The sequence below is a fragment of the Xanthomonas sp. SHU 166 genome (genome assembly GCF_000364685.1).
Lineage (GTDB): Bacteria > Pseudomonadota > Gammaproteobacteria > Xanthomonadales > Xanthomonadaceae > Xanthomonas_A > Xanthomonas_A sontii.
The window spans coordinates 1-6,462 of sequence record NZ_AQOJ01000581.1; the positions used below are offsets into that span (position 1 = coordinate 1).

Annotated in this window: 6 protein-coding genes, 1 tRNA gene and 2 pseudogenes; 5 read left to right on the forward strand and 4 right to left on the reverse strand. The window is 65.6% G+C overall.

Annotated features, from left to right (window positions below):
* The 3 genes and pseudogenes from D180_RS14505 to D180_RS14515 all read left to right on the forward strand — a co-directional run.
* Positions 1–461 (forward strand): annotated as a pseudogene (locus D180_RS14505) (DNA polymerase III subunit delta'); the annotation flags it as partial.
* A complete protein-coding gene (locus tag D180_RS14510) occupies positions 458–811 on the forward strand; it encodes a PilZ domain-containing protein (protein ID WP_010342469.1) in 354 nt (117 codons plus the stop codon). The pseudogene D180_RS14505 and the gene D180_RS14510, both read left to right, overlap by 4 nt.
* Positions 812–898: 87 nt before the next feature.
* A tRNA-Val gene (locus D180_RS14515) sits at positions 899–973 on the forward strand.
* Positions 974–1,074: 101 nt separating this feature from the next.
* On the opposite strand, the gene D180_RS14520 is transcribed toward D180_RS14515, so the two are convergent.
* Together D180_RS14520 and D180_RS14525 are read right to left on the reverse strand one after the other, a co-directional pair.
* Positions 1,075–1,332: a Txe/YoeB family addiction module toxin gene (locus D180_RS14520; protein WP_017907918.1), complete on the reverse strand. Its 258-nt coding sequence runs from the start codon at positions 1,330–1,332 to the stop codon at positions 1,075–1,077.
* Positions 1,329–1,580: a type II toxin-antitoxin system prevent-host-death family antitoxin gene (locus D180_RS14525; RefSeq protein WP_017907919.1), complete on the reverse strand. Its 252-nt coding sequence runs from the start codon at positions 1,578–1,580 to the stop codon at positions 1,329–1,331. Before D180_RS14525 ends, D180_RS14520 begins: the two co-directional genes overlap by 4 nt.
* 162 nt (positions 1,581–1,742) lie before the next feature.
* Between D180_RS14525 and D180_RS14530 the strand changes: the two genes are divergently transcribed.
* Both D180_RS14530 and D180_RS23070 read left to right on the forward strand, forming a co-directional pair.
* Positions 1,743–2,492, forward strand: coding sequence for a DNA-formamidopyrimidine glycosylase family protein (locus D180_RS14530; RefSeq protein ID WP_017913367.1), 750 nt, complete (start codon positions 1,743–1,745; stop codon positions 2,490–2,492).
* Positions 2,493–2,696: 204 nt separating this feature from the next.
* Positions 2,697–2,981 (forward strand): DUF3892 domain-containing protein, encoded by a 285-nt coding sequence (locus D180_RS23070; protein ID WP_081616499.1) that lies wholly within the window; start codon positions 2,697–2,699, stop codon positions 2,979–2,981.
* A 126-nt stretch (positions 2,982–3,107) separates the two neighbouring features.
* Here the strand turns inward: D180_RS23070 and D180_RS14535 are convergent, their stop codons facing one another.
* Entirely contained in the window at positions 3,108–6,320 is a 3,213-nt protein-coding gene (locus D180_RS14535) for an error-prone DNA polymerase (protein ID WP_043091027.1), read from the reverse strand.
* A pseudogene (locus tag D180_RS23505) lies at positions 6,317–6,462 on the reverse strand (DNA polymerase Y family protein); the annotation flags it as partial. The gene D180_RS14535 and the pseudogene D180_RS23505, both read right to left, overlap by 4 nt.

Below are 6,462 nucleotides of genomic sequence, written 5' to 3' on the forward strand. Positions count from 1 at the left end.
AGTTCAAGCTGCCGCCGGCCGACGAAGCGATCGCCTGGTTGCTGGCCCAGGACTTTCCCGAGAAGACCGCACGCGAAGCGCTGGATGCCGCGCGTGGCCATCCCGGCCTGGCCGCGCAGTGGCTGCGCGAGGACGGATTGAAGCTGCGCCGGCAGGTGGCCGCCGACCTGGAGCAGGTCGCCGCCGGCAAGCTCGGCACGCTGGACGCCGCGCAGCGCTGGAGCGGCGACGCGCTGGCCGAACAGCGCCTGGGCCATGCCGCCGACCTGGCGCTTGCCCAGGCGTCGCAGGCCGGCTTGACCGACCCGGCGCGATTGCACAAGCTGGCCGCGTGGTTCGACGCCGCCAATCGCACCCGCGACCTGCTGCGGACCACCGTGCGCGCCGACCTGGCGATCGCGGAACTGTTGCTGACCTGGCGCGATGGCGATCGCCCGGTCCGGAAAGGGGCACAACGATGAGCGCGATGAGCGGACGCCAGGGCATCCTGTCGCTGGCGGTGAAGGACAAGGCGGCGCTGTACAACGCCTACATGCCGTTCGTGAAGAACGGCGGCATCTTCGTGCCCACCCCCAAGCGCTACTTCCTCGGCGACGAGGTGTTCCTGCTGCTGACCCTGCCCGATTCCAGCGAGCGCCTGCCGGTGGCCGGCAAGGTGATCTGGGTGACCCCGGTCGGCGCCCAGGGCAACCGCGCGGCCGGCATCGGCGTGCAACTGCCGGACAACAGCGAAGGCGAGACCATCCGCACCAAGATCGAGACCCAACTGGCCGGCATCCTCAACGCCGACAAGCCCACCCAGACCATGTAGCGGCCGCGCGGCGACGCCGCGCCACCGACATCGAAATGACCCATTGACGCCGCGCGCCACAGCCCTATAATGTGCGGCTCGCGACACGGGCGGTTAGCTCAGCGGTAGAGCATTGCCTTCACACGGCAAGGGTCGCAGGTTCGAACCCTGCACCGCCCACCACGAATTGAGTGTCAATGAAAAAGCCGGCCTAGTGCCGGCTTTTTCGTTGTTGCGAGATGGAGTCTCTATCAGTAATTGCGTGCCTCACGCAGGCATTGAGGTTAAACGTAGTGATATCGCACTTGTGCAATCAGCAGAACGCCATGCTCGACCTTGTAGACGATCCGGTGTTCGTCGTTGATGCGTCGCGACCAGTAGCCTGCAAGTGCATGGCGTAGCGGTTCGGGTTTGCCGATGCCCTGGAAGGGATCGCGTTGAATGGCCTTGATCAGGTCGTTGATGCGCTTGAGCATCTTTTTGTCGGCCTGTTGCCAGTAGAGATAATCCTCCCAGGCGTTGTCCGAGAACTGCAGCGTCACTCGCTCAGTTCCCGCGCCTTGCCGCGACCGGATTCGAGTTGTGCGATGGATTCCAGCAGGCGCTGCGCGTTCTTCGGGCTACGCAGCAAATAAGCGGTTTCTTCCATCGCCTTGTAGTCCTCCAGCGACAGCATGACGACGGCTTGCTCGCGGCTGCGCGTAATGATCACCGGCTCGTGGTTGTTGACCACGCGGTCCATGGTGTCCGCGAGAGCGGCACGTGCGGCGCTGTAGGTGATGGTGTCCATGATGGCTCCGAGTTGTACAATAAATTGTACGCTCACGTGTGCCCCTGTCAACGGGCATCCCTTGACCGGATGCGTGGAGATTCTGGGTGGAGTCACCAAGCGATGACCACTTGGATGCGACCGGCTCACGACCCGATCACAACATCGCTCGATACTGCACGCATGCCCGAAGGTCCCTCGATCGTCATCCTGAAGGAAGAAGCCGCCGCGTTCGCCGGGCGCAAGGTGTTGCGGGTGTCCGGCAACAGCAAGCTGGACCTGGAGCGGATGCGCGGTCGCAAGATCCTGTCGCTGCGCAGTTGGGGCAAGCATTTCCTGATCGAGTTCGATGCGTTCAGTGTGCGCATCCATTTCCTGCTGTTCGGTAGCTACCGGATCAATGCACGTAAGGACGCGTCGGCGCGTCTGAGCCTGGGCTTCGCCAAGGGCGAGGAGCTGAACTTCTACGCGTGTTCGATCAAGTTCATCGACGGTCCGTTGGATGCGGCCTACGACTGGACCGCGGACGTCATGAATCCCGACTGGGATGCGGCGCAGGCGCGGCGCAAGTTGCGGCTGCGGCCGCATACACTCGCCGCCGATGCCTTGCTGGATCAGGATGTGTTCGCCGGCGTCGGCAACATCATCAAGAACGAGGTGCTGCACCGCATCCGTGTGCATCCCGAGAGCGAGATCGGCGCGTTGCCGCCTCGCAAGCTGGGCGAACTGGTGACACAGGCGCGTGAGTACAGCTTCGATTTCTATCGTTGGAAGAAAGCCTACGAACTGAAGAAAAACTACCAGGTGCACACCAAGACGGTGTGTCCGCGCGACGGTCATTTGCTCACGTATCGCAAGCAACTCGGCAAGGCGCAGCGGCGCGCGTTCTTCTGCGAGCGCTGCCAAAAGCGATACGGGCTTGGGCTTGTCTAGAGGACGTTCTGACTACATGTCGCTTAGCCCTTATCAGGTTGATGCATAGAGCTAAAAAGCTGGATATGGCCCAGCTTTGAGAGCTTGTTTACACCTCAATCTTGGTTTCCCTCAGCCTTATGCTTAAAGTGTGAATTGCGTCGCACTTTGTGTATGCTTGGCTTCGACCGGGGAGCGGTCCCCGGCGTACCAAGGAGAGGACACATGGCAAGTCGCCATAAGATTGGTTGCATCAACAAAGATGACAGGCAGGACAAGTACAACCGCATTACGCACGTTGGCGGAGTAAACCCCGATGGCGCAAGATGGAAGCTGACCCTTGACGAAGCCATCAATGGTATTGAATCGGGGAAGTGGTCTTTCTATACGCACGTCGGAGGCCATGAAAGGCGGGTGATCGTGGCCTCCAGAAACGGCAGGAAGTACCTTCGAACCGAGGCGGACAGCGACACGCCCGACAATTTGTTGAGTCTGCCTGAGTGCCCCTGATGCTGTATCTGGTGCCGACTACTTGTCGGCACCTCAGGAAGATTTTCTACGATTTCTATGATGCTTGAGATTTTCGCAATCGCGAGATCCTCATGCAGAAATCATCTGGAAAACAAACTGCTGGCCTCAATGAAAATCCCGGCTGCGGATATCCAGGCCGAGCAGCATGGGCGTCAGGTCCTCGAGATGGCCGGCGATCAGGTGGCGCACGCCATCGGCGGTTTCCATGCGGCCGCGCACCAGCAGCAGCCGGGATTCGAGCAGGGCCTGGCGCTGGCGCTCGGCCAGGCGCCGCCACACCACCACGTTGACCAGGCCGTGCTCGTCTTCCAGGGTGACGAAGGTGACGCCGCTTGCGGTCTGCGGGCGTTGGCGCATGGTCACCAGGCCGGCGATGGCGACGGCGCTGGCATGCGGCAACGCGCGCAGTTCGCCGGAATGGCGGTAGCGGCGTGCCCGGAGCTGCGCGCGCAGCAGGGTCAGCGGGTGCTTGCCCAGGGTGGTGCCGATCGTCGCGTAGTCGGCGCGGATGTCCTCGCCCTGGCTGGGCAGCGGCAGTGCGACCTGTTGCTCGGGCGTGGCCGCGAGTGTTTCGAACAGGGGGCGCTGCGCTTCGACGCCGGCCACTGCCCAGCGGGCACGATGGCGATGGCCGGCCAGCGCTTTCAACGCGCCAGCGTCGGCGAGGGCGGCGCGGGCCTTGTCGTCGAGCACGGCGCGGTGGCACAGGTCGGCGAGGTCGTGGAACGGCGCCTGCGCACGCGCCTGCTGCAGGCGCAGCGCGGCGTCCTCGGCCAGGCCGCGGACCAGGCGCAGGCCCAGGCGGATCGCCGGCTGCACCTGCGGGTCGGGACTATGCGCTTCCAGGCTGCAATCCCAATCGCTGTAGCGCACGTCCACCGGACGCACCTGCAGGCCGTGGCGGCGCGCGTCCTGCAGCAACTGATCGGGGCTGTAGAAGCCCATCGGCCAACTGTTGATCAGCGCGCAGGTGAATGCCGCCGGTTCGTGGCACTTGAGCCAGCAACTGGCGTAGGTGAGCAGGGCGAAGCTGGCGGCGTGGCTTTCGGGAAACCCGTAGCTGCCGAAGCCCTTGATCTGCTCGAAGATGCGTGCGGCGAATTCGGCGCTGTAGTTCCTCTCCAGCATGCCCTGCAGCAACTTGTCGCGATGCGGTTCCAGCCCGCCGTGGCGTTTCCAGGCCGCCATCGAACGGCGCAGCTGATCGGCCTGGCCCGGCGTGTAGCCGGCGGCGACCACCGCGAGTTGCATCACCTGTTCCTGGAACAGCGGCACGCCGAGCGTGCGCTTGAACACCTCTCGCAACTCGTCTGGCAGATCGTCAGTGGCCTCCTCGCCGCTGCGCCGACGCAGGTACGGATGCACCATGCCGCCCTGGATCGGGCCGGGGCGCACGATCGCCACCTGGATGACCAGGTCGTAGAACTCTTTCGGCTGCAGCCGCGGCAGCATCGCCATCTGCGCGCGCGATTCGATCTGGAACACGCCGATGGTGTCGGCACGCTGGATCATCGCGTAGGTCTGCGGGTCTTCGGCGGGAATAGTGGCGAGCGTGTAGTCGCGGCCGCGGTGCGCGCGCAGCAGATCCAGAGTGCGTCGCAGCGCGCTGAGCATGCCCAGCGCGAGCACGTCGACCTTCATCAGTCCGACCAGTTCCAGGTCGTCCTTGTCCCACTGGATCACCGTGCGCTCGGCCATGGTCGCGTTCTCCACCGGCACCAGGGTGTGCAGCGCATGCTCGGAGATGACGAAGCCGCCGGGGTGCTGCGACAGATGCCGCGGGAAGCCGAGCAACTGGCCGGTGAGCACCAGCAGCCGGCGCATCACCGGCGTGTCCGGGTCGAAGCCGTGTTCGCGCAGCAGCTCCTGCGCCGATTCCACCGGGTCGCGCTGGCCCAGTGCGGAAGACAGCGCATCGACGGTGTCGCTGGGCAGGCCCAGTGCACGCGCCACGTCGCGCACCGCGCTGCGCGTGTGGTAGCTGATCGCCACCGCCGCCAGCGCGGCGCGCTCGCGGCCGTAGTGACTGAAGATGTACTGGATCACTTCCTCGCGGCGGTCGTGCTCGAAATCGATGTCGATGTCCGGCCGCTCCTTGCGCTCTTCGGAGATGAAGCGCTCGAACAGCATGCCGATGCGGTCCGGATCGATCGCGGTGATGCCCAGCGCATAACACACCGCCGAGTTCGCCGCCGAGCCGCGGCCCTGGCACAGGATGTCCTTGGAGCGTGCGAAGCGCACCAGGTCATAGACGGTGAGGAAGTAGGACTCGTACTTCAGCCGCTCGATCACGCCGAGTTCGTGTTCGATCAGGCGCCGCGCCTTGTCCGGCACGCCGTGCGGCCAGCGCTGCGCCGCGCCGCGTTCGGTGAGGATGCGCAGCCATTGCGTGGGCGTGTGCCCGGGCGGCACCAGTTCGTGCGGGTATTCGTACTGCAGTTGGCCGAGGTCGAATGTGCAGCGCTGCGCGATGCGCACGGTTTCGGCCAGCAGTTCCGGCGGATACAGCGTCGCCAGCGTGGCGCGCGGGCGCAGGTGGCGTTCGCCGTTGGGATAGAGGTGGGCGCCGGCTTCGTGCAGCGGCAGGCGCTGGCGGATCGCGGTCAAGGTGTCCTGCAACGCGCGGCGGCCGCGCGCGTGCATGTGCACGTCGCCGCTGGCCACGGCGGGCAGTTGCAGTGCATGCGCCAACTGCAGGCGCGCCTGCAGCAGCGCGGCATCGTCGGGGCCGCGCAGCAGTTCCACCGCCAGCCAGAGCCGCTGCGGGAAACCGGCTTGCAGCCAGGCGCCGTCCGCGGCGTCGTCACCGTCGCCGCGCGGCAGCCACAGGCACAGCAGGCCCGAGCCGTCGTCCGCGCTGGCCAGATCCTCGCGCAGCGCGCGGTAGCTGCCTTTGTCGGCGCGGCGCCGGGCCAGGGTGATCAATCGGCACAGGCGCTGGTAGCCATGCAGGGTCTCGGCCAGCAGCACCAGCTTGGGGCCATGCTCGAACTGCATCTCGCTGCCGACGATGAGGTGCAGGCCCATGTCCCGGGCCGCCTGCCAGGCGCGCACGATGCCGGCCAGGCTGCATTCGTCGGTGATCGCCAGGGCGCGGTAGCCATGGTGCAGCGCGCGTTCGCACAGTTCCCAGGGGTGCGAGGCGCCACGCTGGAAGCTGAAGTTGGACAGGCAATGCAGTTCGGCGTAGTCGGGCAGGGTGGGGTCGGCTGGCGTGCGCGGCACGTTGGCGGCGGGTGCACTGGTTGGCGCAGGGGCAGGCGTCGGCAGCAGCCGCAGGCGCGGCGGCATGCGTGGATGCGGCGGGGTGTGGCTCATGCGAACCAGCCGTGCAGCATCAGTGCGTCCGGCGCGTCGGTCGGGGCGAAGGCCCAGGCGCGCTGGCCCTGGCGGGTACGCACGACGTAGTAGTCGCGGCGCACGTCGCCGTCGTCCCACCAGCCGCTCTCGATGCGTTCCA

What these genes read in the sequence shown, in the direction of transcription:
- D180_RS14510 (WP_010342469.1), top strand. Translation starts at nt 458, where the DNA reads ATGAGCGCGATGAGCGGACGCCAGGGCATCCTGTCGCTGGCGGTGAAG.
- D180_RS14525 (WP_017907919.1), bottom strand. Translation starts at nt 1,580, where the DNA reads ATGGACACCATCACCTACAGCGCCGCACGTGCCGCTCTCGCGGACACC.
- D180_RS14530 (WP_017913367.1), top strand. Translation starts at nt 1,743, where the DNA reads ATGCCCGAAGGTCCCTCGATCGTCATCCTGAAGGAAGAAGCCGCCGCG.
- D180_RS23070 (WP_081616499.1), top strand. Translation starts at nt 2,697, where the DNA reads ATGGCAAGTCGCCATAAGATTGGTTGCATCAACAAAGATGACAGGCAG.
- D180_RS14535 (WP_043091027.1), bottom strand. Translation starts at nt 6,320, where the DNA reads ATGAGCCACACCCCGCCGCATCCACGCATGCCGCCGCGCCTGCGGCTG.